The following is a 26,283-nucleotide window of genomic DNA, read 5'->3' as shown; positions in this document are numbered from 1 at the left end:
AAGAAAAACCCCTTCATACTGAAGGGGGAGATCGGTTTTGTCTGCCCTAACTTTAAAACGCGACTAAAATATCTCTCACACAGCCTCCTTATCTATAGTCGAGCCTTTCAAATAAAATTTCCTGTAGAAACCCTCGTTTCAAGCCGACCCGCTAATTCTGCCCAGAGTTGCCTTGAGGCACAGTAGGGCTACCTTGAAGGTTTTGATTTGGCCTACGGCGCAACGCCTGTCTTTTCTGGGCTGCCCTGTTTTGCAGCAGCCGCTTTCGCGCTCTACCGTAAAGTAGCTCCTGCTCGGCCTGTTGCACATCCCCTCCAAGGGCGGCGCGATCGAGCACATAATCGAGAAGAGCCTGCTTAGGGTTATAACGGATCAGGCGTGTGAGCGGAACAGCCGTCCAACCGTAGATGGTGTTAGGGCTAGCACTCACCCCGGAATGAGCTAATGCAACATCGTGGATAATCGAGAGGAAGGGGGCCGGCCAGTACCGAACGGTAAAATCTATCTGGGTGGTTGGATCAGGGGTTACCAACGGGTAGACATAACAGAAATAGCGAGCCTCTTGCGAAGCTGCCGGCAGGTTGAGTTTATCCACCAGCGTATAGTTGGAGGGTTGGTCGTTTCCTGCCGAGTCCGCATCCCCTTCCCGATAGGTTCTCCCCTCTACAGTAAAACTGACGGGCACATCTGGGTTTTGTTGTTGGGGTAAACTGCCCAACACATAGAGAGTCGCCTGCCGCCCATCCGGCGACAGCCCCACCAACACCGTAAAGTCATTAATGGCGGCAGCTTGCGCCTTCTGCAGCTCATCGGCGACGAAGTTCTTAAGGTTCGCCCCCTTCTTCGGTTGGGCACTGCTGTTACCGACGGTCTGCTGGGTGTCGCTGGCCACAGAGGTTGCCGAGTTAGGCGGATTTGGCGTCGCAAGTGGAGATGAAGGCCTTACCTGCCCACCCCGCTTTAGCAGCCGATTGGGGTTGGCAGCAATGCGCGCCCTTCGTTTTCCACCAAACATCGCATTAAGTTCGTTATAACTGTTAAAGCCGGCATTTGGATTCGCCTCTAAACCGGCATAAAGCAGGGCCTGCTGCAAAGCTTGTTGTAGCCTAGGTCCCACATTGGGGTCGTTTAAGAACACGGCCAACGCCTCGTCGTTAGCGATAACTTGCCGCACCCGCGCTACGTTCAAATAGATATGACGGTTAGCTCCTTTCGAGAAATTGGCCAACTGCAAGAGGTTATCGGGAATAGAGGGCACGGCATCGGGGTCGGCGTTCGCATAGAACCGTAGAACCGGCCCGGAGAGATAGAGGTTTTGCATACCTTGTAACACCTGCCCCTCTGTCGTTTGGGGCAACGCGCTCGCTTGTCTCTGAAGCCCGTTCAGTAAGGTTAAGGCTCCCAGAACAGCACATACGGGGTAGATCATACGTTTCGTTAACATTGGCTCCTCCTCTAGACGCATAAACGCCTATACCCTATGCACCGGGGCACATCAGCATTTTGCTGGCACTATTTGTTGCAGCCCTCCATAATTAACGGTATAGACGCGACGGAGGCCAAAAAGTTCAACCGTCTACTGAGTACGCTCAACATCGAAGACGAGGCCCACCTCTGCACGCCACCGATCGAGCGCCTGCATGTTGCCCAATGTGTCTGCATGAGTCATGGCAGGTGTCGGAGCTTCTAAGCGTCCTTCCCTCAGACACTGTGCGAAGAGATCGGCTTCAATTGTATAGGGGTCGTTATTCGTCTCTACCCTAATCTCTTCGGTCTTTCCACCACGCTGTAGGCGAATGCTGTTTCCCTCGAAAGGCGGTACCCATAAATTAGCTACCTCAAGGCTACCATCCGCTCCAAAAAGGCGCACGGTGGCGTCAAAATGCACCTGAGTGCCACAGGCTAGATAGGCCACAATCCCCTTTGGAAACTTCAAGGCCGCTGTGGCCTGCTCATCTACCCGGCTTACCGTCCCGATATGCGCGCAGCCTTTTAGCTCGATCGGCTCGGTGCAGGTTTGGCCCACCGCAACGCCGGCTATCAGGCGGGCGAAGGAGAGGGTATAGCATCCTACATCCATAATGCCCCCACCTGCGGCTGGGTTGGAAAGTCGAATGTTATCGTATTTCGGACCGAGGTTATACTGAAAACTCGCATGGATGAGCTTCAACTCGCCAATAGCACCCTCACGAACAAGCTCACAGATGCGATGCATCGTGGGGTGGCAGCGATATTGGAAAGCCTCCATAAACAAAACCCTCTCGCGTCGAACGACATCGAGCGCGTGCTCGGCCTCAGCCGTGTTCACAGTGAAGGGCTTTTCGCACAGGACATGCTTCTTGGCGTTTGCGCAACGCACCGTCCATTCCGCGTGCAGATGGTTTGGAAGCGAGATGTAGACGGCCTCTACATCGGCGTCGTCCAAAACACGTGCATAGCCCTCATAGCGGCGTGGAATGCCAAACTCCTCCCCGAAAGCATCGGCAGAGGCCTGTGTCCTGCTCGCAACGGCCACCAGCTCCCCGTGGCGAGATTGGCGTATGGCATTAGCCAGCTTGCGCGCAATGCCTCCCGTGCCCAAAATAGCCCATCTTACCCTATCCATTGCTTCCTTACCCTTGCCCAAAAATCGTCTTTACATATTACCCGCTCTCTTACTAAGGTTCGACAGATAAAACAAGGCTCTTCCCCCGCGGCTCGAAATGGATAGCCCGAAAACTTTTTGTCAAAAACGCTCACTGTATGGTGTATAATATGAATCCGTGCTTTGAAAGAGATTGGTGGCAAATTTGGGTGTGCCCCTACAACCGCATAAAAGCGCGGAAACTTTTCTCAAGAGATGAAAGGCCATGGCAGACCCAAAAGGTTTTTTGAAGTATCAGCGTGAGCTACCTCCGCGCCGCCCCGTGGAGGAGAGAAAGAAGGATTGGTGCGAGTTCTATTTGGAGTTTCCTCGCGAGAAGCTACAACGTCAAGCAGCACGCTGTATGGATTGCGGCATTCCATTTTGCCATCAGGGATGTCCCCTAGGAAATATCATCCCAGATTGGAACGATCTCACCTATCGTGGACGCTGGCGCGAGGCTTTAGCCGAACTTCATGCGACCAACAACTTCCCTGAGTTCACCGGAAAACTTTGCCCAGCTCCCTGTGAGGCCGCCTGCGTGCTAGGCATCAATCAAGAGCCGGTCACCATTCGCCGCATCGAGGAGAGCCTCGCCCTAATGGGCTGGGATGAGGGCTGGATCAAACCCGAACCCCCAACCAAACGTACCGGCCGTAAAGTGGCTATCGTCGGCTCCGGTCCGGCTGGCCTCGCCTGCGCGCAACAGCTCAACAGGGCTGGTCATACCGTTACCGTCTTCGAGCGCTCCGACCGTATTGGAGGTCTTTTGCGCTATGGCATCCCCGATTTTAAGCTGGAAAAATGGGTGCTAGATCGGCGGCTTCAACAGATGGAGGAAGAGGGGGTGATCTTCCGCCCCAATGTTAACGTAGGGGTAGATATCTCCGGTGAGGAGTTGCGGCGTGACTTCGATGCCATTGTGCTTGCCGGTGGCTGCACCGTGCCGCGCGACCTCAACGTTCCCGGACGCGAGCTAGAGGGCATCTACTTTGCCATGGAGTTTCTCCCCCAGCAAAACCGCCGTGTTGCTGGCATTTGGCCCGAAGATAAACCTCAAATCACCGCTGCTGGCAAGCGTGTAGCCATTTTAGGTGGTGGCGACACCGGAGCAGACTGCCTTGGTACCGTCCATCGGCAGGGCGCCATAGAGGTCTATCAGTTTGAAATTATGCCTAAGCCCCCTTCAAGCCGAGACGAGACCATGCCTTGGCCACGCTACCCTATGATTCTTCGTACCTCCGCTGCCCACGAAGAGGGCGGTATTCGCGAGTGGTGTGTTAGCACCAAGGCCTTTTCCGGAGAAAACGGAAAAGTCAAAAAACTACATGCCGTGCGCGTGCAGTGGAGTCAACCAGATGCCGAAGGGCGTCGTCTCATGGAAGAGATACCCGGATCTGAATTTGAACTCGAGGTAGACCTTGTGTTGCTAGCCCTTGGCTTCCTACACCCCGAACACGGAGGCATATTAGCCCAATTGGGCGTAGAGCTCGATCAGCGCGGCAATGTAAAGACAGATAGCAACTATGCCACCAGCGTCCCTGGTGTCTTCGCCTGTGGGGATATGCGACGTGGGCAGTCGCTTATCGTTTGGGCCATTGCTGAAGGCCGCGAAGCGGCTCGTGGAGTGGATCTCTACCTGATGGGTCACTCCGATCTGCCGCTTACCCGTGCAACGCCCCTCTGTGTGTGAAAATTCGGTCGAGCGATAAAAATCTCGCGCTTCTTTCAGTTAGCGCCTAGAGACAGCCATCCGATAACCTATTGGCGTGTCAAATCGCCCCATCCCAACGAAAGCGCCGGATGGGGCTTTGGCGTAGAAAGGAGGAGGTAGTATGCCGCTCGACACGCAAGGGGCTGGTGCGGCCGGCATTCTAGAAGGGCAGATAAGGTATGCACCTATCCCCAATCGTATCCACTACGCGCCGGTAACCGATCAGGTGCGTTTTATCCCTGTAAAAGAGCGCGTTGTCGTTCGAGGTTCACCGGAGCATGTTCGTATCGTCGGGTTGCTTGCAAGCGATTCGCTCTCGATTTTAGACCAAGCGGCCTAAAACCTGGTAGAAGTTACAAGAAGCGCGCAGCAGGAAACGACCGAACATAAATCTGTCTTGCCGCCGAGGACCTTTCGTAGGGAAAGGAGGAACCTCACTTGAATGAGATCGGCACGCAAGACAGACTGCAGTTCAGCTCTGTGCAGAATCGCTTGCAGTATCAACCTGTGCAGAGCCGGGTAGGGTTTCACGCGATCTCGAATCGGGTGAAATTTCAACCTACCCAGAATCGGGTGCAGTTCACTCCCGAAGCCAACCGAGTCGCATTTAGCGCGAATAGCGCCTCACGGCTCGATCTTGCCGCTTAAGGGGGACGAAGGGCTACAGAAGGACGCAACGCCCTCTCGTCCTCCTTTCTCCCCACTCTCTTCTTGCAGCGCATACCATAGAAGAATCGCACAGGTTGTTCCTATTAGAAAGATAATGCTCACCACTCCCGAATCCTTAAAGAATAGGGTAACAACAACTGTTGCCGGCAGCGCTTCAAGCGCCTTTACCGTATGGACGCGTCGGAAGAGCCTCGCCCGCTCCTCTGGGCACAACAACCAGAAACTCGCAGCCAAAATGGTGGTGACAACCCCAATTCCTAGATAGAGGTAAGGCGAGGTCAGCAGATGTGCGTTCATAGCCAGTTTTCGGAGGATAATCTCGCCTAAATAACGTACTCCCCTTCCGTGCTTGGCCTCCTCCAAAACATAGCCCGCATGAGAGCTGGCCCTGCGCGCCAAGCTCGCATCAAGTTCTCCGAATAGAAAGGCAAGCCCTATTCCGCAACATCCCAACACGATCGCCTTGACGAGACTCGTCGAACGATTCCACAAGGCCTCTCTTCCCAAGCCAAAGGCGACGCAAGTAACCACCAAGCTACCATAGTTTGCCCCCCAATAGGGCCAACCAAAGAGAACGGTTAACAGCCCCCAGACCCCCACCAGCATTTTTCGGTAAAGAGGGCTCTCTTTCGCCTGCAATACGGCTAGATCGTCAAGCCAGGCACACCCGCCTATCAACGCCATGCCCACAAGAACACCCAAATACTCGTTCCCAATGCCATAGTAGCGAATTCCCGACAACGCATACCCGCTGAGCAGCGAATCCTTAATGAGCTGCTGGCCGCTACACAGATCGAAAGCTATCAATAGAATGCAAACCAAACAGGCTATGCTCGGTGGTCTCCAACGTGACCATCGCCCAACCCCATAACATCCCAGCGTAAGCAGGCTCATCCAAGCCATGATCCGCAGGATATACTCCCATCGTGTAGGGGGTACCCATAGCGGTGCCAGCAACAACGCTGTAGGGAGATTAAGCCCCCATACAAAAACGGCTGAAAGCCAGCGTGCCAACCTACGGTTTTTGAAGCGATGGGCTATCAACGCTCCAACGGCGATTAGGGATCCGAGCGCCCCGATAGCCACCATACCCCCTACCACAGTTCGCGCATTGAGCACACTCACATAATCCATTCGCGCCAACACCGCGAGTCGGTGTGCCCCGTCCCTATAGGGCACCGCAACAAAGGGGCGTCCGGTCATTGTGGGCGGTATGGGCACGTGGAATAGGTTCAAGATCGTCGGTGCGAGGTCGGTATTTGCCACGAGACCTCGTGTGCGCGTCGTTGGCGATGTCAGCAAACCTGCAGGAAAGTCCGGCCCTAAAGCCACAATAGGCGTAAGACGCTGCCAAGCATCAGGCAGTGCCGCCCCTCGTGCAGCAACAGGGGACACCAAGATAAAATCTACACTTCCATGATCGCGCACGAAGCTCCATAGCATATAGAGTAGGACATCAAGCCTTGAAAGAGCTCTCTCACGCAACGCCTGGAAGGTTTTCGCCGATAGTTTTGTTTGTAGCGCAGCAAGGCGCGTCATGTCGCCAAGCTGAATCACACATAGAGAGGCAGTGCCCCCTACTATCTTGCTATAAAACCAGTCCATTCGTTTATCGCGCTGTCCGAAAGGAGCCTCCACATCGCGCTGTGTAGAAAGCAGATCGCCTTGTGCCTGTCCAAACGCGTCGGTGGCCAACAACGCAGCGCTTCGATCGGGCTGACTCGCATCTGCGTTTCCATAGATCGCCGCAACTATAGGGGGCCTAGCCTGATTCAGAAGAGAGCCAAGCAGCACCGTATTCAGCTTACGTCGCAAAAGCGAGGCGATGCCGAGATGCACGATGGGCTTTGTAGGTACTAGCCCTGTGTATCGCAGATAGAGAATGCCGGCCGTTCCTCGCGAGTTAGGGACTTGCTCCTGTTGTTGAAAAGCCCAACCATCGGTAGGCTGCGCCGCCTCCATTTGGCCTGCCGCCAACGTAAGAAGCGCTGAAAGATGGGAATAGGGCTGAGCGGTACGCACGTTCATAAGACCGACTGCTCCAGACCGAGCGAGGAGATAAAGAGCTGGATGATGCGGGTTCTCCAGGTCTCTTATAGTGAGGCCATCACAAAGCACGAGAATGAGCTTTGGAGCTGGCGAGGTTGGTTGTGCTTTTACACTTTGGCCGAAGAGAAGATAGACTAGGACAACAAACATCAGATGGGCACAAAATCGCTTGCGACACAAAGGCGGTTCCTCTCCAGCGGTTTTACATGAGGCATTATACCGCCCGCTTAAACCTCTGTGCCTTAGCCGCTCACAAAAGGTCAGGGGGCAGTAAAATGCAACGGTGCCCCCTGACTCAACCAACGTTTTCAGACGTGTCTACTCAACCACAACGGTTTGAGGTGGAACGATGGTGACCTTCTCCGGATCGTAGTAGGGATAGACCTTACTCAGCGGCGTAAGCGCCTTCACGGGGAAGAGCGCGCGCACCTTGTAGCGTAAAGTGATCGCTTGGTTTGGTGTGAGCTTTTGGAGATAGACGATGATCTGCCGCGCCGCCACTGTGTATTTATCTATGGTTCTCGCTTTAACCGCCTCCTCCAGGCCGTCCGTCTCCACCGTAAAGCCGGGCGGCACTCCGAGGTCAATGAGAGGCATCTCCACCGTGCTATCGGTGTTGTTATGAATGGTGACTGTCACCCCCACCGTATCGTTCTGTGCCAGGGTCGTTCGGTCGTAGTGCACGGCCAAGGCAAGCGGCTCTGTAGGAGGTCCTACGGGTGGCATGGTATCGCGCCATGGTAGATAGTAGCGGTTAACCGCCTGGTAGCCCAACGCCCCTTTTCCCTCGAAGTGGATTTCGAGCAGATTCTCTCCCGCGTGCAGTGGCTTCTGTATCTCGACCTGCTGCAGAATATCGTGATTGGCCTCGGTAACCGAGAGCGTGGCAACTTTTTGGCCGTTCATCGCCACGGTAACTAACCCACTTCCCTTCGCGGCACCCTGGCTGCTGGCGTAGAGAAGAGCGCGCATACACCACACGGTGGCCTGAGTCGTCTGCCAAGTCCCGGCAGCGTCGCGTTGTTGCACAATATAGTTGAGCGCTTTGGTGGTAAAAGCAGGGTCGCCTCCCCATCGCGCCAGTGCATAGGCTGCCAGACCGCAAGTTTCAAGGTCGGCCCCCAGATTCGCAGCGCCTGTAAAGGTCACCGTTTTCCCTTCCCACCAGGCTGTGGTGTCGGTGGTGTGCGCTAACGAGATAAGCTTTTGCGCAACACGGGACGTGTTCGGATCGGCGTTGCGTGCCGCAACCAGCAGATTTAAAATCAACGCCAGAGTGTAGGGGTCGTCCGCCTCGTCGAGATGCCTCTCGACATAGGCAATGCCGTTGGTCACTTGCGGGCCCGTATAGCCGCTCTCCGCCAGCGCCCAATCCACATAGGCGGTGGTGCGCAAGGCACCGGTCTGACGATTGATAATCCCCTCGGCAATCCCTGGCCCTTCTTCCAGCCAGCTACCATCGGCTCGTTGTTTTTCTGCAAGCCACTGCTGTGTGCGATGGAGAAGTTGCTGGTCTACGTCGCGTACTTTGGCCATGTCGGAGAACTCGAGCAGTCCGTAGGCTGTTAACACCTGGTTTGCCGGTGGATTGCCAAACCATGAGAATCCGCCACCCGGCACTTCAAAGGTGACTAAGCGTTGATAGCCGATGCCAATGTACTGCTCGGCTCGCATCTGTACAGCAGGGTTCACCTGATGGGTCTTTTGCAGATAAGATAGAATCAGGATATTGGGATAGGTGGTAGAGGAGGTCTGCTCGAAGCACCCATAAGGCATCTGCAGCAGCCCGTCTAGCCCCTCGACAACTTGGCTAAAGACGCCAGGATAGATTTTCACCAGCACCTTACTCGCTCCCGGCACGGCCTCCGGCGGCAACATGAGTCGCTGGGTAACGGTGCCCTGTAGCGTTCCGTTGTGAATGACCTCTGTTTTGTGCCCGTTTGGTTCTACCCTTATCTGTCGTCGAACTGCATCGGAGAGCTGATTTCCATAGGCCACCACGGTAAGCGAGTGCTCTCCTATCCCCTTGGCCATAATGGGGAAATGTACTACCGTAACCTCTTCCGGTGTCACTGTAAGCTTGCGCTCATTGCTACCCTCCAACTGAAACCAGGGCTGCAACTTCAGCACAAGGCGAACCTTTTGCGCTTTCGGCAAATAGTTGTAGATGGTAACGGGCAAGGAGATGCGGTCGCCTTGTGTTAAAGCCACAGGGAGATTAAGATCTACAAAGAACGGTTGAAACACGCGAACTTGTTTTGTGGCGCTGCCCAAGGCCCCTTGCAGGCTGTTAGCGAGCAAGCTCATGCGCCATGTGGTGATCGAGTCGGCCATCGGCAGTCGCAAGGTAGCTTCGCCTTGCGCATCAGTAATGAGGTTAGGGTTCCAGTAGAGAGTCTCGGGAAAGTAGCTTCTTATACGCGGTTCAGGGGCACTAGCCCCAACTGGCTTTGCCATGGAGGCGTTGGCTGCCCTCATCGTCAAGACCATAGGAGAACCTGGCGCGAGCCCCATGCGCCCTCCGGCAAATCCGCCCATTGCACCCTGGAAAACCGCTCTACCCCGCATCTCCCATAACACTGCTTGCGGTCCCCAAAGCGTAAAATCGTCTCCCGTGTTGAACTTACCGTCCAAGCCAGCGCTGGTCAGACGTATCCTAACGTCTGCTCCCTCCCCTTGAATATCTATCTGATAGGGACGCCCCAAAGCGTCGCGTAAAGCCTCCTTCGACAAGAGCCCTCTATCCACCAGCTCCATCGGTTTCACACCCGTTACAAGAGTCTGGCCGGTTTGGGTCTGATATGTCTTTATCGCCTTTTCAATTTGAGCGAGCGATTCCTGCATGCGGCTAAAAATCGTCTGAATTAATTTTGCATAACGTTCTTCATAAGTATCAATGAATAGCGTATACCCTGGAACGGATTGGTTGGGTATCCTGGGACCGGGATTCCAGGTGACAACGGCGAAGCCTGCCGGCCATCCACCTACCGCGCCATTCCGTGCCGCAGCAAATAGCAGCTGCGCCGCCCGCTGTCGTTCTTGCAAAGGCAACGGATTGCGGACGGGAATGAGCTGCTCTGGTGTCAGACCATGAATTTCGTATCGAGGGGTCAGAAGCTGTTGTTCTAGTAGGAAGTAGATTTCGGCTAAACTCGGCTGCAGATCAGAAAGCGCAAAAACGCTCTCGTCTACCATAGCCACACCGAGTGCGGCCGCTACAGGATGCCCCTCCTTGTCCGAGACATGGAAACGGATGACGGCATCGGTGCCAGGGCGGTACTCCTCCTTATCGGTAGAAACTGCTAGCTGCAGATCGTTGGCCGGCAGCACAAACGCATAGCGAACATCTTGAGGTATCAGCTCGTTCGGCAATACTTGATAGGCATGCAGCTCCAGAGTACCCTCCATGTCAGGGCTAAGCGGCAAGCGCAGCGTGCCCTTGCCATCCTGAATGGGGAAGGCATCGGTGAGAATCGTTTGGTGGTTACGCAGCACATCGAGGTAGACGGTCCCTGTTTTTTGCTGGGAAAAGCAGGTGAGCTGCAGTACATCCCCTACCTTCGCAAGCGGCCGATCCACGCGCAGCAGTAGCTCCGCGTTCTGCCCGGTGCCTAAATTCATTGAGGTAGAGCTTTTACGGCCCTGTTTGTCGGAAACAGTGCAGATCACATTGCCTTGGCTACTCTTAGGAACGAAATCTATCTCCCCTATTCCTAGTGCATCGGTCATGCACTGCAAGGAGACGCCTGTGGCCTGATCCGAGCTACCAGGGGCGGTCGTAAACTGGAAATGGACTTGTGCATTTGGAACCGGCTGCCCATCTGGGGTCGAGACGGCAACATAGACCCGATTGGGCATGCCCGGCAGCAGCTTTTCCGATTCGGGCACTAGCGTTATATGGAGAGGCTGGCTCGAAACCGGCACGCTCAATGCAGCCTCCTGTTCCTGCTCTGCTGTATCTTTCACCTTTACATTAAAGTTGACCAGGGCGTTACCCTGTGCCATAGGCTGACCCACGAGTGTCTCCGGCAGGCGATAGCGAAATGTATAGCTGCCTACGGCATCGGTATGCCCTTCAAAGGTTGCTAGCTCATGGTTTTCTACATCAAGGGTACTCACCGTTGCCTTTACTTCGGCATTGGCTACAGGCTTCCCAAAGAAGTAGGAGGCACGTAAGCGACAAGTGACCACCTGACCCGGCTGGTAGTAGCCTCGATCGGGCTTCAGCGTGATCTGGAATTTGGGCAGAACGTACGGCTTTACCTCTACCGTACGTACCACGGAGCTATCGAGAGTCTCGGCTGTAATACGATAGACGCCCGTATTGACCTCATCGGCCAGCTGAAAATCGGCGCCTACTGTGCCAAAGTCCGAAAGCGTCTTTTCCTCCTTGAATACTCGGTTCCCGCGCCCATCCGTTACCGAGAAGGTAATGGGCGTTTTGCCAAGTGGCCGTAACGTGCCCGCATCAAGCGCCAACACGCGCATATGGATGATTTGACCAGGTTGATAGAGCGGTTTATCCGTGGTGAGATAGATTTTGACCTGCCTTACCAACCGTACCGTTGTCTCAAATCCATCCTCACCGATCGGTGTTTTCACCTTCACAGCAAGCTGATAGGTTCCTGGCGTAAGAGACGCCGTAGAAAAGCTACCATCGAGCGTTCCATAGCGATCGGTCGTCCCCTCAAACAGAAGCTTCGTCTCGTGGGGTCTACTTTGCGACGCCAGGGCAATGCGAACCCGAGAGGGCAAAGGCTGTCCTGTATCGTGGTTCTTTACAATGAGCCGTAAACCGGCGCGCGAGCCACAAATCCATGTGTCCTGGCCGCGCGCAATGACTTCAATAGGAGAAAGCTTTACCGCGTTGCCCTCCGTCGAGGCCGGCGTCTTCCCCTGCCCCAAAGCTCCAAAAAGGACAAGAGCGCCGCCGAAGGCGCATACCATCTTTGCTGTCCATAATGCCACTTTGCCCATTGGGAAACCTCCTTACCAGCACGGCATATAGGTTCGATTGACGCCATTTAGACGAATCCATCCACCAAAAGGTTACCTCAGCGGCTCAGGTACTCCACAGCAGAAACGGTTTCCAAACACCCTCCCATACGCACTACAGCCTTCCGCGGCAGGAAATAGAAAAATCTCTTTGCTCCCTCATACCTGACTAAAATAATCAGATAAGTATTGATTTTCTTTGTTCGAATCGGGTATTCTATACTCCACGAACCAGACGACATCGAACAAGAAAGGAACCAATAGCCCCATGTCAGCAGCTTCCGGCCTTATAGCCCCCCATGGGGGGGTGCTTATCAATCGTTTTGTCCCTCAAGAGCGCTATGAATCCACCTTAGCGCTGGCAAAAACCCTCCCTACCATTCCCCTCACCCCCCGACAAATCTCCGACCTCGAAATCATCGCTATCGGAGCCGCTAGCCCCCTTACCGGCTTCCTTAACCAGAAGGACTACCAAAGCGTCCTCCACTCCATGCGCCTCGCCAACGGCCTCCCTTGGACTATTCCCCTCACCCTTCCCATCTCCCAAGAGCAGGCCAAAACCCTCGCTACTCATCCAAAGGCTACCCTTACCGCCCAAGACGGACAACCCCTCGCCATCCTTCATCTTCAAGATATCTATCCCTACGACAAAGCCCAAGAGGCCCAAGCTATCTACAAAACCACCGACCCCGCTCATCCCGGAGTAGCCATTCTCTATGCCCAACCGGAGCTGTACGCAGGAGGCGATGTTGAGGTACTTACCCTACCTCCCCACACCGACTTCCCCGAATACTACCTGACCCCGACCCAAACGCGCGCCTACTTTGCCCAAAAAGGTTGGCGCACCGTGGTGGGATTTCAAACCCGAAACCCTGTCCACCGTGCCCATGAGTACCTGCAAAAGGTGGCCTTGGAGATGGTGGATGGTCTTTTGCTGCACCCCTTAGTGGGAGAGACCAAAGGCGATGACATTCCCGCGTCGGTGCGGATGCGCTGTTATCGGGTGTTACTGGACAACTATTATCCTCTGGATCGCACCCTTCTGGCGGTGAACCCTTCGGCCATGCGCTACGCGGGGCCTCGGGAGGCGGTGTTTCATGCCCTCTTGCGCAAGAATTATGGTTGTACTCATTTCATCGTGGGGCGCGACCACGCTGGAGTAGGCAACTACTATGGTACCTATGAGGCCCAAGAGATTTTTGATGCGTTTTCCCCCGAAGAGATCGGCATCATCCCGTTAAAGTTTGAGCATGCCTTTTGGTGCCAACAGTGTGGGAGCATGGCCACCTCCAAGACGTGTCCGCATCCATCGGAGGCGCATGTAACGTTATCGGGAACCAAGGTGCGGGAGATGTTAAGAGCGGGTCAACGGCCTCCGGTGGAGTTTACGCGTCCGGAGGTGGCTGAGGTTTTGATAGAGGCCTTTCGAAACAGTTCTTAAGGAGAGGGGTGATGGATTTTCGTTATTCGGTGGTAGGTCTTGTCATCGGTTTCATTGTAGGCCTAACGGGCACGGGCGCGGGCTCGATTACCACCCCGGTACTGATCTTTCTGTTGGGAGTAGAGCCCAAGATAGCGATAGGGACAGATTTGGCGTACTCCACGCTGTCTCGTCTTGCGGGAGTAGGCGTCTTTTGGCGCCGAGGTCGTATCAAGTGGCCCCTAGTAAAACTCTTAGCCATTGGTAGCATTCCAGGAGCTTTAGTAGGGATATGGGGTTTATGGGGCTTGCATCGTTATGGACATGTGAGCAGTGAAGCGCTACGCCATTTTGTGCTGCATCTTTTGGGCTTAACGCTTTTGGTGTCGGCTCTTCCGATAGCGTTGAAGGCGCATCCGCGTTTTGCACAGTGGCGTTTGCCGGTAGCGTTAGGCAAGCGGCATCAGGCGGCATGGATAGCCATTCCGGTGGGATTTGTGTTTGGGATGATGGTCGGAGTGACCTCGGTAGGAGGGGGAGCGCTCTTTGGGCCGGTGCTGTTGTTGGTATTTGGGTTAGAGGCGACAACGACGATAGGGACAGAGACGGCGCATGCGGTGCTGCTGACAGGGGTGGCAGCTTTAAGCAATGTGGTATTAAAGGGGATAGACTATGGGCTGTTGGGCAGCCTCCTACTGGGCTCCATTCCAGGGGAGTTGCTGGGGAGCTATCTGTGTGTGAAGACCGCGGAACGCCCGATGCGTCTGGTGCTGGCAGGGGTGTTATTATTAAGTGGTCTGAAGGCCATCATGGCTTAAGGATTTTCAAAGACAACATCAACGAAGGAGAAAAAACGACAGAGTATGGGAACACATCGTGGGTTTATCTTGTGGTTTACGGGTTTATCGGGGGCAGGCAAGTCCACGCTGGCCAACTACCTAGTAGAGGAGTTTGGTCGTCGGGGTTACGAGGTGGAGTTGCTGGATGGGGACGAGGTGCGGACACACCTGTCGAAGGGATTAGGTTTTAGCAAAGAGGATAGGGACACCAACATCCGTCGGATCGGTTGGGTAGCACGGGTGTTAGCACGTCATGGGGTGATAGCGATCACGGCGGCGATCTCCCCTTATCGAGAGGTAAGGGAGGAGATAAGGCGTTTAGTGGAAGAAGAGGGGAAGGCCAGGTTTGTGGAGGTGTATGCTTGTGCTCCGCTAGAAGCGTTAATAGAGCGAGATGTGAAGGGTTTGTACAAGAAGGCTTTGGCGGGGGAGATAGCCAATTTTACAGGGATATCCGACCCTTACGAGCCTCCGGAGCATCCGGAGGTGGTGGTGTATACGGCAGAGGAGAGTGTGGAACAGTCTGCCCAGAAGATACTCGATTACCTCACACAACAAGGGCTGATCAAATAAAATGCCTTACTCTCGATATTAGAAACCCCTTTTGCCTTTCTTTTTCCCTGAACTTCAACGGCTGTAGCGTTCCTAGTTTGGGGTGACGGCGTTTCAAACATGGTGGCTTCGTCACCCCTATTTGTTTTCGTTCTTTCTAAACTCCTGTGGCATCAAAGGCGCCTCGGTAGAGAGTTATCTCAGCCTTTCCATCGCAATCAACGGTAACGGCTGCAACATCGAAACGAATGGCTGGCTCTGCCGTCCCTTCCGCATGTTCCGATAGCCACTGGTAAGCGGTAGCGAGAATACGCGCACGTTTTTTAGCCGTTATGCTTTCGATGGGAGCACCGTACAGGCTCCCCCTACGCGAACGCACCTCTACAAACACGATAACAGGGTCGCTAGTGGTCGGCTCCAACGCCACGATATCTAGCTCGCCAAAAGGGCTTCGATAGTTCGTATCTAAAATCTGCCACCCGGCATCTTTCAGATAGACTTGAACCACTTGTTCCCATTTTGCACCAGAGGCATGTTTACTCGTACTCATCGCTTTAACGCTCCCAAAGCGTGCATATCTCTGCGACGGGACGAAAACTACGTCGGTGTAAGGGACAAGGACCGTGGACCTGTAGGGCTTTCAGATGTTCTTGGGTCGCATATCCTTTGTGGTTCGCAAAACCATAGACGGGATAGCGTCTATCTAACTCATGCATTATGCGATCGCGCGTAACCTTTGCAACCACAGAGGCAGCAGCAATAGAGGCACAGCGCGCGTCACCTTTTACGAGGGCTTTTTGAGGTATGGGAAAGGGACGAACGGGAAGACCATCAATCAGCGCGAGATCGGGAAAAAGACCTTTTGGCAGGGCGGCTAGCGCGCTTCGCATGGCTTCGTGCGTGGCTCTCAAAATGTTAATGGCATCAATACGTTCAGCGTCCACCACTGCTACGCCAAAGGCACGAGCCTTTTGGGAGATCGTTTCGTAGAGCGTTTCTCGTTCGCACGGAGTTAACTGCTTGGAATCGTTAAGACCTTTCGGACACCATCCAAAAGGTAGGAGCACGCAGGCGGCGACAACCGGCCCGGCAAGCGCACCACGTCCGGCCTCGTCAATGCCCACAATGCAGGTGTAGCCTGCTTGGGCTGCAGCTCTCTCTTCCGCCCACCAATCTGTTTCAAAAATTCCTTCCACCCTACCTCAATGGATAAAGCCAATGCGATTCAGCGGCCAAAAGATAAAAAAGGCTTTGCCGATAATACGGTTACGTGTTACCACGCCCCAGTAGCGACTATCAAAGCTGTAGTTACGGTTATCTCCCATCACCCAGTACTGTCCAGGCCCCAAATGCACGGGGGATTTAAAGCCATATTTGAAATTGGGGTTGAGGGAAGGGTCCATCGGATCTTTGATACTATAAGGCAGTTTGGGGTTATGATATTCATTCAGTTGAACCCCATTACGGAACACGTAATCGTAAGGCCCCACTTGTTTGATCTGGATGGTATCTCCTGGAATCCCGATGACCCGCTTAATGAGGATATTCTCTTTGAGGGGTTTGCCGAGAGCGATATCATCCGAATCGGCGGCTTTAGGGGCACGAAACACGATCACATCGCCACGTTTTGGGTTGGTAAAACGATAGATGAGCTTATTTACGAAAATGCGGTCATGCACAGCATGCGCGTAGGTCTGGCCGGTTGTTGGATCGAAGGTATCGTGCCCCATCAGGGTGTTCTCCATCGATTCGGTGGGGATATAGAACGCTTGAATGAAGAAGGGGCGAATAATGAAGAAGACGAGCACACCGGCCACAAGGAAGGATTCGCAGATCTCGGCGATGAAGGCCCAGAACGAGCCAGCATCTTCCACCGCTTTGTGTGCTTCGACTGCAGCCTTATAGCGTTGTAGCGCAAAAACACGTACGATCGTGAGAACGAGGGCAGCAAGAGCGACCTGCGCCGTGGAGAGATAGGCGAAGAACTCTAAGGCGCCTGTTTCATGTGGAGCTGGAGTCATCGCCTATCTCTAACGCTTCGCGTCGCGATCTTCTTTAATTCGGGCTTGCTTGCCGATCTTCGTCCTCAGGTAGTACAGTTTTGCGCGACGCACTTTCCCGTAGCGCACCACCTCGATCTTTTCAATGCGCGGCGAGTAGAGCAGGAAGGTTCGTTCCACGCCCACCCCATGGGAGATTTTACGAACCGTGAAACTCTTGCGCACCCCCCCATTATTCATTGCGATAACCACGCCCTCAAACACCTGAATACGCTCTCGATCGCCCTCTACCACTTTCGCGTGCACTCGCACGGTATCGCCGGGGCGGAAGCCAGGGATAGGGGCACGGTCTTCTACGGAAACGCGCTCAAACTCGGCACGCTTCTTCTCTTTTGCATCCTGCTCGCGTCGTCGGTTTTCCGTCTCAGCCCATATTTGGCGTGCGCGTTCGATCTCTTCTTTCTCTATTTCACGAATGATCTCTGGTCCTAGTGCCATCGGTATCTTTTCCTCTCTCTTGTTGCGATGCCGTCTCCTCCAAGCTTTTGGAGCTCACCGGCAGATGTTTTCGTGATTTTGGAGGAACCGTAATTTCCTCTTCTAAAAGCTTCCGGTCTTCCGCACTCAGCGTGAGGCGGTTAAAAAGGTCTGGCCGCAGATCGCGTGTTAGCCGAAGGCTTTGTTGTCGCCGCCATCGGGCGATCTGGGCATGATGTCCACACAATAAAATATCGGGTACGCGCCATCCCCGAAACTCCACGGGGCGTGTATAGTGCGGATATTCGAGAATCGGCTCCGCAAAACTATCCTTCTCGGGCGCCTCCTCGTCACCGAGCACCCCCTCTTGCAGGCGCGTCAGGGCATCTGCAATCACCAGCGCGGGCAGCTCACCGCCTGTCAGCACATAATCGCCGATAGAGACCACATCGGTGACGAGGTGCTGACGTACTCGGTCATCCACCCCTTCGTAGTGCCCACAGATCAAGATAAGATGGTTCTCTTTGGCCAACTCTCTAGCAAGCTCTTGTGTAAACAGACGCCCTCGCGGATCGGTAAGGATGATCCTAGGTTTTTGCTCGCCATGGGCATCTGCTTCTGCCGTCAGCGCATCGAGAGCACGAGCGATAGGCTCGATCTTCATCACCATACCACCGCCGCCACCATAGGGCACATCGTCGGTGGTACGGTGTTTATCGGTGGCATAATCGCGCAGATTTACCACCCGAAACGTCACAAGCCCCTTCTCTCTAGCCCGTCCGAGGATGCTCGTGTTTAACACGGCCTCCACCATTTCGGGGAAGAGAGTGACAATGTCTATACGCATTTCTTTGCGGGCGACGTGCCCACTTACACTTCCGATTCGTCGGGCGAGAGCAAGCCGGGCAGCAATTGCACCTCGATTCGCTTCGCTTGCGGGTCTATAGCGCGCACGATCTCGTGGACGGCAGGAAGAAGCACCTCGTTTTTTCCTACTCGGCTCACCACATAGATGTCGTGTGCCGGATAGCGAAGCACCTCCTTCAATCGTCCGATGAAGGTGCCCTCGTGGGTCACCACGTCAAAGCCGATAAGCTCATGAATATAGAACTCATTCGGTGGCAGGGGCACAGCCTCTTCGGGGCGAATACGCAGCACCCCACCCCGAAGCGTCTCTGCCATCTCGACGGTGCCCACATTCCGGAAGCGCAGCAGGATCTGCCCTTTATGCAGCCCATGAAGGCGCACACTCTCGATCTCCATGAGCCGCATGGCTCCGGATGGCAGACGCACACAGACCTGTTTGAGAGAGTAGAACCTATCGGGAAAATCGGTTTCAAGGCGAACCTTCACCTCTCCACGAATGCCAAACGGCGCTACGATCTCCCCGATAACAAGAGTCCACTCCTCAAGCGACATAGCTCTATAGAGATGTTTAGGCCCGATTAAGAAGCATCAGAGATAACTTCTACTTGCACGCGACGTTCGCCGCGTGCAGCGGCTCGCGCTACGGTGCGCAGGGCATTCACCACGCGTCCTTGTTTTCCTATGATACGCCCAAGGTCTCCGGGAGCCACACGCACCTCGTAGACGGTGATATCCGGTCGCTCTACTTCCGTAATCGTAACGCTTTCCGGATCGTCCACTAACGACTTAATGAGATATTCGAGCAAACCCGATATGGATTTCGACTCGGCAGCAATACTAGACACCTGCTTCCACCTTCTTCTTGCTTTGTGCTTTTTGTTGCTGGAACTTCTCCAGCACCCCAGTTTTTTTCAAGAGGGCTCGGGCGATGTCGGTTGGTTGAGCCCCCACACTGAGCCAGTAGAGCGCCCGCTCCTCTTTCACGGTAATGCTGGGCGGGTCTGTCAAAGGATTGTAGGTACCGATGGTCTCAATAAACCGTCCATCGCGTGGTGATGTGCTGTTGGCCACCACAAGACGATAGAACGGACGGTTTCTTGCGCCCATTCGCTTCAAACGTATTTTAACCACTCTTCCTTGTCACTCCTTTCGATACGTTCTCCCCTATGCACGTCTTCAACGATGTTTCAGTCTGCATAAAGGATATCGGTATCGCAACGGTTATTGTCGGGAAAACCACCCTTTACTTTGCCCTCGCGACATCTTTTTAAGCGCTCCGGGGAGCTTACGCGCGGAGGGCAATTTGTTGTTGGGTTTTGCGCCAGGAACCTGCTGAATCAGCGTGCGCATCATACGTCGCATCCGCTCAAAATCGTTGAGCAGTTGGTTCACCTCGTGAACGCTTTGTCCGCATCCCGCGGCAATCCGCCGTCTTCGCGACGCATTGATAATCGTCGGGTTAGCACGCTCTTGGGGAGTCATCGAAAGAATGATGGCCTTACGACGCTCCACCACTTTCGGATCGAGGTTCATCCCCTCCAGCATTTTGTTATTAACGCCGGGGATAAGCTTTAGCAGGTTCTCGATAGGCCCCAACTTCTTCATCTGCTCGAGCTGTTCCAGCAGGTCGTTGAAGTCAAATCGATTCTCACGCAGCTTCGCCTCTAAGGCGGCCGCCTTTTTCTCATCCACGGCCTCTTGCGCTTTCTCGATGAGGCTCAAAATGTCGCCCATTCCGAGAATACGCTGCGCCATGCGATCCGGATAGAACGGCTCAAACGCATCGAGCTTCTCACCGGTTCCGATGAACTTAATGGGAACGCCGGTCACCGCACGGATAGAGAGCGCCGCGCCACCGCGCGTGTCCCCGTCTAACTTCGTCATAACGAAGCCGGTGAGGGCAAGTCGTTTATGAAACTGTTCGGCAAAGTTTACCGCATCTTGGCCTACCATCGCATCCACCACAAGGATCACCTCGTGGGGCTGGACAAACGCGCGCATCTGGCCTAGTTCATCCATGAGCTCATCGTCAATGGCCAAACGCCCGGCTGTATCCAAAATCACGAAATCGTTGGCGTGTTGCCGCGCGTACTCTACAGCCATACGGGCGATGGTAGGCGGGCCTTTACGTTGGTCTTCTGGCAACGCATAGACCGGCAACTCCGCCTGCTCACCCAGCACTTGCAGTTGTTTAATTGCCGCGGGGCGGTAGATATCGCAGGCCACCAGCAGGGGCCGATGACCCTGCTTTTTTAGAAAGGTGCCCAGCTTCGCCGCAAGGGTCGTTTTCCCGGTTCCTTGCAGGCCACAAAGCATCACGATGGTAGGAGGCGTGGAGGCCACGTTCAGAGGAGCCTGCTGCTGCCCCAACAGGGCTACCATCTCTTTATAGACGATGTCTATGACCTGCTGCCAGGGCTGAAGGCTCTCTAAAACCTCCACCCCAAGGGCCTTCTCTCGAATGCGCCCAATAAAGTCGCGCACCACAGGCAGGCTTACATCGGCTTCCAGCAGTGCCAGCCGCACCTCACGCACGGCCTCATTAACGTCCGCCTCGGTGACGCGCCCCTTACCGCGCAGGCGCATAAAGACATTTTGTAGTTTTTCGGAAAGGCTATCGAACACGGCCGCAGGTCCTTTTTCTCAACGAACACCCCAGCGGGCACCCTTCCGCTTCTCAACAAAAGGCTCGACGCCCGCCGTAGCCTAGCGAGTATACCCTTCTTCTCACCGAATTGTCAACGGGCGCTTCCACGCTTTATGCGCAGTAACAGTGCGAACACCACCGAGGACAAGCACGTTGCAAGATGTCGTTAAGAAAGCGCTTCACTTGGAAGAACCTTCTAAGAAGATCTCTGGATGCGCATGTATTGGGTTTTCTCACTACCGAAGGAACCCAACCCGTAGAATATTAGAAAGCAAAGGCAATAACGATTTTTTTGCTAAGCATCTCTCCCTACTCTAGGGAAGGAGGACTGGTCTTGAGAAGTTGTCGCACCTTTTCTAAATCCTCTGGTGTATCTACTGCAATAGGAGCCCTCTCCACACGCACCATCCGAATGCGATAGCCCCACTCCAGCGCTCGCAACTGCTCTAAAGATTCGGTGCACTCCAATGGAGTCGGCTCTAGGGTGGTAAAAAGCTGCAAAAAGCGATTCCGGTAGGCATATAGCCCAATATGCTGCATTACCGGTAGGGAGGGCTCTTGCCGTGGATAGGGAATGCGGGAGCGGGAAAAGTAGAGCGCATCGCCCTGCCGTCCACAGACTACCTTGACACACGCAGGGTCTTCCCAACTCTCTTGCGGGCAGGGACACATCACACTGGCCATATCAAGTGAGAGGTTGGCACGAAGCAACTCTACCATGCGGTCAATACTCTCCGCCTCCAAAAGAGGCTCATCCCCCTGAATGTTCACAACGATCGCCTCCTCGGAGAGCCCTAGTAGCCTTGCGGCCTCCGCAACCCTATCGGTACCCGTGCGGTGCTCCTTAGAGGTCAAGAGAGCCTTCCCTCCCCTCTTCTCAACCACCTCCACGATGGCTGCGTCTGGGGTAGCTACCCAAACCTCTTGCAAAGAAGCCGACTGCTGAGCGCGTTGCCAAACGTGCACGATCATGGGCTGTCCCCCAATATCTGCCAACGGCTTGTTGGGCAGACGGGTAGCAGCTAGGCGCGCGGGAATGATGCCGACAATATCTAGCATGAAATCTCCTTAGTGATGAAAAAGTTGAACGACGAGCAACTCGTCGGGCACCGCGAGCGAAAGATGCCCTTTTATTATATCGCTCTCAACTCCATGGATGCCGTTGTTGGGACGATAGATAACGGCTTTATGGAAGTTCGAGGGCAAAAAGACCTCGGTGGGCATTGCAGGCGGCTGAATGGGCCTAGGTGGAGTAACGCTGGCATCTTCATCGGCTATCTCATGCCATAGGAGGATCCAAAACTGTCCATCGCTTTTTTGCAGTAGGAGGTGATGAACATATTGCGTTCGATCGTAGTTGGTTACCTGGCCGGAAATTGGCTCACGATAGTCTTTTACCGGAGAAACATGAATAGTCAGCGGCAACGTGGACGGCTTGAAACCGGCGTGAGGCCGCTTATCTCGCAACAGTGTGATGAGGTTTTTAACGGCATAGTAGGCCGGTTTCGGCGTAAGATCGCGACGCACTAGCCCAAAGTGCGCCTCCCGATTGGTGCCGTCCGGATCGTTAAACTCATCTATGAACTCATAACTGTAGGAACGCTGTATGCCCAAACGAAAGTTTTCGCAGAAGAGACGGGGCATGTATTTCGCGTGAACGGCCTCCGATGGGCCGGCGCGGTCTGTGGAGTAGCCGGTCTCCGTGGCCGCCATGGGTTTCGGCGCAAATGGCGGCGCATAGGTGCGGAAGGCATAGGGAAACTCATCGAGCTTTGAAGACGGGAAGTCCCCCTGCCAGTAGTACTTTTCAAGCGTGTCGTAGGGGAAAGGAAAACTAAAAGGATTTCCGCCACAGTAGGGATGAAAGTTTCCCCAATCCACATAGTTCGTAAGGCTTGCTTTCGGAAAAGGGTTGGGATGGCCTGCTCCCGGATCGTAGGTTACTCCAAGGGAGGGGCCTATCACGGTTAGTTTTGCTGTGGCTGGCTCTGACTTCACGGCAAAATAGAGGTCGGCCATAAAAGCCGTTACCCCTTTGACGATACTGGCTGTTCCTCGGTCAGCTCCCTCTCCTTTATAAGAGATATGAAATCGCGGCCAGAACAGGTCGGGCTCGTTAGGCCCTTCGACAGCATCAATAGAGGGTTGTTGCGCATTAATGGCTTTAATACGTTGTACGATGTCCGCCACTTTCATCGCATCCGGCTTTTGAGAAGCCTCAGGGCCTACGCACAAACAGGTTGTTATGCCATGTTGCCCTAAATCGGTGATTCGCTCCGAAAACCCATCGCGGATATGGCGGATGCCCGAATCGATCAAAAGGCGTTTGACCTGGTCATAGGCGTACCCATAAGGGGTATCGTTGTAAGTCCAGTGCGTACAAACCCCGATGCTCTCCAAAAAGGCTTCAGACCACTGGGCCGGCTCAGCACGCAATGCAGAAGACGGCGAAGCACGTAACAGCAACAACGGGGGCCGTGCAGAGACACTGACGTCGGGTGATAGGCATTCCCTGTCCTCTTTTTCTTTCTCGATGGAACTCTATTTTAACTCACAACCGCTTAGAGAGGCGCCATCTCTCTTCTACGTTGCCAGCTTAGACTTTTTTCCCATAGCCAACAGAAAGGCGACAGGTTCTGACCTGTCGCCTTCTTCATCGAACGTTCGCTTACGCTGACCTAGCCAACCGTCGCCGGAGCTTCCAAAGGCGGTAACCCACCGTCGCCGCCGGTAGGCAGCGCATCTGCAGCTTTCGGTCGGAACACAATGCGTCCTTCCTCCAGATCGGCGACCACGGTATCGCCGGGTCGGAAAGTCCCTCGCAGAATCTCATCCGCCAGAGGATCTTCGATCAGACGCTGTACCGCACGTCGCAATGGCCGTGCTCCTAGGTTCGGATCGAAACCTTCCTCGGCCAACTTCTCCTTTACAGGCTGCGTGACTTCGAGGGCAAGCTCCTGTCCCTTCAGCTGTTTTGCTACACGGTTCAGCATCAGATCGACGATCTGGAGTATCTCCTCACGCGTTAGCGGATGGAACACGATCAGCTCATCAATGCGGTTAATGAACTCGGGACGGAAGGTTTTCTTCACCTCCTCCATCACCCGGTTCTTCATCGCCTCAATGGCTTTCTCATCGTTCGCTTTCCGCTCTGCGTCGCTGCGGATGCCCATCCCGCGTTCCTGCTGGATGCGCGCCGCCCCGATATTGGAGGTCATGATAATAACGGTGTTTTTAAAGTCCACCACTCGCCCCTGACTGTCGGTAAGGCGCCCATCCTCGGCAACTTGCAGGAGGATATTGAAAACCTCTGGGTGGGCTTTTTCGATCTCATCGAGCAGCACCACCGAGTAAGGATTGCGGCGCACGGCCTCGGTAAGCTGTCCACCCTCCTCGTATCCGACATAGCCCGGAGGCGCTCCCACCAAACGGGAGACGTTGAACCGCTCGGAGTATTCGCTCATATCTATGCGGATCAGGGCGTTTTCGTTATCGAAGAGGAAGGCAGCCAAAGCGCGCGCCAGCTCTGTTTTTCCTGTTCCTGTGGGCCCCATAAAGATGAAGGTGCCCATAGGACGCTTCGGATCTTTCATGCCCGAACGCGCTCTTCGTACGGCACGGCTTACGGCCGCGATCGCCTCGTGCTGGCCGATAATCCGCTTATGGAGCTCCTCCTCCATACGAAGCAGCTTCTGGGTCTCCGTCTCCACGAGACGGCTTACTGGGATGCCCGTCCACGACTGAACGATCTGGGCAACCTCATCCTGGGTGACGATGCGCGGCATGCTCTCGCGCTGGTCTCGCCACTCCATCTCCAGCTTCTCAATGCGCTCCTGCAGCTCTCTCTTAAGCGCAAGGAGGTCTTCATCCATATCTTCGCTGGAGCTAAATCGCCCGCGCTCTTGGGTGGCACTCAGCTCCTTCTCTATCTCGGCGAGCCGTGCCTTCGCTTGCCGCAGCTCCGCCGGTGGCAGCGCATATTGCAACCGCACGCGACTTGCGGCTTCATCAATAAGGTCAATAGCCTTATCCGGCAAGAAGCGGTCGGTAATGTAGCGATCGGCAAGATGAGCGGCAGCCACCAAGGCATCATCGGTGATCTTTACCCGATGGTGCGCCTCATAGCGCTCCCGAAGCCCTTTGAGGATCTCAACGGTCTCATCCGGTGTCGGCTCGCTCACCTTCACCGGTTGGAAGCGCCTCTGCAGAGCAGCATCCCGTTCGATGTACTTGCGGAACTCATCGAGGGTGGTCGCACCGATGCACTGCAGCTCTCCGCGCGCAAGAGCCGGCTTCATGATGTTGGAGGCGTCGATGGCGCCCTCGGCAGCCCCGGCACCTACCAACGTGTGCAACTCATCTATGAAGAGGATCACCTCCCCTTGGGCTTTGCGAACCTCTTCTAACACCCTCTTCATCCGCTCTTCGAATTCACCTCGATACTTCGTCCCGGCAACCAGGCTGGCCAGATCGAGCGAAACGATGCGCTTGTCTTTGAGGGTCTCCGGAATATCCCCAGAAACAATGCGTTGCGCCAACCCTTCGGCGATGGCCGTCTTTCCTACCCCTGGTTCGCCGAGCAGCACCGGGTTATTTTTGGTTCTTCGGCTCAGAATCTGAATAACGCGCTCGATCTCCGTGTGGCGTCCCACCACCGGGTCGAGCTTGTCGTTACGCGCAAGCTCGGTATAGTCTCGCCCGAACTCATCCAAAGTGGGCGTACGAGACCGAGTCGTCGGTCGCGAATTCGACGGCGCATCCGTATCCTGCAACGCCTGAACTTCGCGCCGTGTGCGCTCCAAATCCACCCCAAGTTTGGCAAGAACGCGACCAGCCAGCCCCTCTCCCTCACGAATCAGCCCTAACAACAGATGCTCCGTTCCAATGTAGTTGTTGTTGAGCTGACGGGCCTCATCGTAGGCTAAATCTATTACCCGCTTGGCTCGGGGCGTTAACTGCATATCTTGGGTGGGACGACCATCCCCATGCGACACCTGTCGCTCTATCTCACTGCGGATCCTCCCTAAGGAGACCCCCATACGCTCCAGGATACGGGCAGCAACACTATCGCTCTCTCGCACCAGACCTAGCAGAAGATGCTCCGTGGAGACGTAGTTCTCCCCCAATCTTCCTGCCTCCTCCTGGGCGAAGAAGACAACGCGCCGAGCACGCTCCGTAAATCGCTGCCACATAGTCTATTCCTCTCTCTGTAACGCCATGTAGTTAAAATCGCTTTGCACAGCCAACGCTACAGTTCTTTTCCTTTTCATTTTATTTTCGGCTTCCCCTACCGGATTAAATACCGTGTTTTAGAGGAGAACCCAAGTACTGTCTTTAGACAATATTTGTACTCTATTTTTAAGGGCGTCTATCACCCCTAAAAAGTTCCCTTGAATTCTAAAAGGATCTCCTATACTTACGAACAGGAAAG

At 54.5% G+C, this 26,283-nt stretch carries 21 protein-coding genes and 1 pseudogene; 6 read left to right on the top strand and 16 right to left on the bottom strand.

From position 1 onward, the window contains the following. Positions 1 to 151: 151 nt before the first annotated feature. Together CCALI_RS13290 and CCALI_RS13285 are read right to left on the bottom strand one after the other, a co-directional pair. Positions 152 to 1,444, bottom strand: coding sequence for a hypothetical protein (locus tag CCALI_RS13290; RefSeq protein ID WP_016483989.1), 1,293 nt, complete (start codon positions 1,442 to 1,444; stop codon positions 152 to 154). Positions 1,445 to 1,576: 132 nt separating this feature from the next. Continuing rightward, positions 1,577 to 2,605 carry a Gfo/Idh/MocA family protein gene (locus CCALI_RS13285; protein ID WP_016483988.1) on the bottom strand — a complete coding sequence of 343 codons (1,029 nt, stop codon included), beginning with the start codon at positions 2,603 to 2,605 and terminating at the stop codon, positions 1,577 to 1,579. Positions 2,606 to 2,849: 244 nt separating this feature from the next. Here CCALI_RS13285 and CCALI_RS13280 point away from each other — a divergent pair, with 244 nt between their 5' ends. From CCALI_RS13280 to CCALI_RS13270, 3 genes are all read left to right on the top strand, one after another. Beyond that, entirely contained in the window at positions 2,850 to 4,316 is a 1,467-nt protein-coding gene (locus tag CCALI_RS13280; protein ID WP_016483987.1) for a glutamate synthase subunit beta, read from the top strand. A 142-nt stretch (positions 4,317 to 4,458) separates the two neighbouring features. Next, positions 4,459 to 4,677 carry a hypothetical protein gene (locus CCALI_RS13275; protein ID WP_016483986.1) on the top strand — a complete coding sequence of 73 codons (219 nt, stop codon included), beginning with the start codon at positions 4,459 to 4,461 and terminating at the stop codon, positions 4,675 to 4,677. Positions 4,678 to 4,775: 98 nt separating this feature from the next. Further along, positions 4,776 to 4,985: a hypothetical protein gene (locus CCALI_RS13270; RefSeq protein ID WP_016483985.1), complete on the top strand. Its 210-nt coding sequence runs from the start codon at positions 4,776 to 4,778 to the stop codon at positions 4,983 to 4,985. On the opposite strand, the gene CCALI_RS13265 is transcribed toward CCALI_RS13270, so the two are convergent. Together CCALI_RS13265 and CCALI_RS13260 are read right to left on the bottom strand one after the other, a co-directional pair. After that, positions 4,962 to 7,034 carry a hypothetical protein gene (locus CCALI_RS13265; RefSeq protein WP_156415926.1) on the bottom strand — a complete coding sequence of 691 codons (2,073 nt, stop codon included), beginning with the start codon at positions 7,032 to 7,034 and terminating at the stop codon, positions 4,962 to 4,964. The two genes, CCALI_RS13270 and CCALI_RS13265, sit on opposite strands and share 24 nt — an antisense overlap. 339 nt (positions 7,035 to 7,373) lie before the next feature. Beyond that, positions 7,374 to 12,032 (bottom strand): alpha-2-macroglobulin family protein, encoded by a 4,659-nt coding sequence (locus CCALI_RS13260; protein WP_016483983.1) that lies wholly within the window; start codon positions 12,030 to 12,032, stop codon positions 7,374 to 7,376. 286 nt (positions 12,033 to 12,318) lie between these two features. Between CCALI_RS13260 and sat the strand changes: the two genes are divergently transcribed. The 3 genes and pseudogenes from sat to cysC all read left to right on the top strand — a co-directional run. Then, positions 12,319 to 13,491 (top strand): sulfate adenylyltransferase, encoded by a 1,173-nt coding sequence (gene sat, locus CCALI_RS13255; RefSeq protein WP_016483982.1) that lies wholly within the window; start codon positions 12,319 to 12,321, stop codon positions 13,489 to 13,491. 11 nt (positions 13,492 to 13,502) lie between these two features. Next, positions 13,503 to 14,288: a sulfite exporter TauE/SafE family protein gene (locus CCALI_RS13250; protein ID WP_016483981.1), complete on the top strand. Its 786-nt coding sequence runs from the start codon at positions 13,503 to 13,505 to the stop codon at positions 14,286 to 14,288. Between the two features lie 30 nt (positions 14,289 to 14,318). Continuing rightward, positions 14,319 to 14,882, top strand: a pseudogene (gene cysC, locus CCALI_RS13245) (adenylyl-sulfate kinase); the annotation flags it as partial. Positions 14,883 to 15,018: 136 nt separating this feature from the next. On the opposite strand, the gene CCALI_RS13240 reads toward cysC, so the two are convergent. The 12 genes from CCALI_RS13240 to CCALI_RS13185 form a co-directional block, all read right to left on the bottom strand. Then, a complete protein-coding gene (locus tag CCALI_RS13240; protein ID WP_016483979.1) occupies positions 15,019 to 15,411 on the bottom strand; it encodes a YraN family protein in 393 nt (130 codons plus the stop codon). Positions 15,412 to 15,415: 4 nt separating this feature from the next. Then, positions 15,416 to 16,057 (bottom strand): ribonuclease HII, encoded by a 642-nt coding sequence (locus tag CCALI_RS13235; protein WP_016483978.1) that lies wholly within the window; start codon positions 16,055 to 16,057, stop codon positions 15,416 to 15,418. A gap of 6 nt (positions 16,058 to 16,063) precedes the next feature. After that, positions 16,064 to 16,882: a signal peptidase I gene (gene lepB / locus CCALI_RS13230; RefSeq protein WP_016483977.1), complete on the bottom strand. Its 819-nt coding sequence runs from the start codon at positions 16,880 to 16,882 to the stop codon at positions 16,064 to 16,066. 9 nt (positions 16,883 to 16,891) lie between these two features. Then, on the bottom strand, positions 16,892 to 17,200 hold the full coding sequence (rplS, locus tag CCALI_RS13225; protein WP_044950560.1) for a 50S ribosomal protein L19: 309 nt from the start codon (positions 17,198 to 17,200) through the stop codon (positions 16,892 to 16,894). A 130-nt stretch (positions 17,201 to 17,330) separates the two neighbouring features. Continuing rightward, on the bottom strand, positions 17,331 to 18,185 hold the full coding sequence (gene trmD, locus CCALI_RS13220; RefSeq protein WP_016483975.1) for a tRNA (guanosine(37)-N1)-methyltransferase TrmD: 855 nt from the start codon (positions 18,183 to 18,185) through the stop codon (positions 17,331 to 17,333). Positions 18,186 to 18,208: 23 nt separating this feature from the next. Continuing rightward, positions 18,209 to 18,757, bottom strand: coding sequence for a ribosome maturation factor RimM (gene rimM, locus CCALI_RS13215; protein ID WP_016483974.1), 549 nt, complete (start codon positions 18,755 to 18,757; stop codon positions 18,209 to 18,211). A gap of 26 nt (positions 18,758 to 18,783) precedes the next feature. Then, a complete protein-coding gene (locus CCALI_RS13210; protein ID WP_016483973.1) occupies positions 18,784 to 19,050 on the bottom strand; it encodes a KH domain-containing protein in 267 nt (88 codons plus the stop codon). Beyond that, positions 19,043 to 19,336, bottom strand: coding sequence for a 30S ribosomal protein S16 (rpsP, locus tag CCALI_RS13205; RefSeq protein ID WP_016483972.1), 294 nt, complete (start codon positions 19,334 to 19,336; stop codon positions 19,043 to 19,045). The genes CCALI_RS13210 and rpsP overlap by 8 nt, the downstream gene beginning before the upstream one ends. A 90-nt stretch (positions 19,337 to 19,426) precedes the next feature. Further along, on the bottom strand, positions 19,427 to 20,830 hold the full coding sequence (ffh, locus tag CCALI_RS13200; protein ID WP_016483971.1) for a signal recognition particle protein: 1,404 nt from the start codon (positions 20,828 to 20,830) through the stop codon (positions 19,427 to 19,429). A gap of 331 nt (positions 20,831 to 21,161) precedes the next feature. Further along, a complete protein-coding gene (gene kdsB, locus CCALI_RS13195; RefSeq protein WP_016483970.1) occupies positions 21,162 to 21,911 on the bottom strand; it encodes a 3-deoxy-manno-octulosonate cytidylyltransferase in 750 nt (249 codons plus the stop codon). Between the two features lie 9 nt (positions 21,912 to 21,920). Then, positions 21,921 to 23,318, bottom strand: coding sequence for a hypothetical protein (locus tag CCALI_RS13190; protein WP_155850570.1), 1,398 nt, complete (start codon positions 23,316 to 23,318; stop codon positions 21,921 to 21,923). A gap of 212 nt (positions 23,319 to 23,530) precedes the next feature. After that, a complete protein-coding gene (locus CCALI_RS13185) occupies positions 23,531 to 26,044 on the bottom strand; it encodes an ATP-dependent Clp protease ATP-binding subunit (RefSeq protein ID WP_016483968.1) in 2,514 nt (837 codons plus the stop codon). Positions 26,045 to 26,283: the final 239 nt, after the last annotated feature.

It is taken from the genome of Chthonomonas calidirosea T49, assembly GCF_000427095.1.
Taxonomy (GTDB): domain Bacteria; phylum Armatimonadota; class Chthonomonadetes; order Chthonomonadales; family Chthonomonadaceae; genus Chthonomonas; species Chthonomonas calidirosea.
The sequence above is the reverse complement of the archived record's forward strand: the minus strand, read 5'-3'. Positions and strand labels throughout refer to the sequence as shown.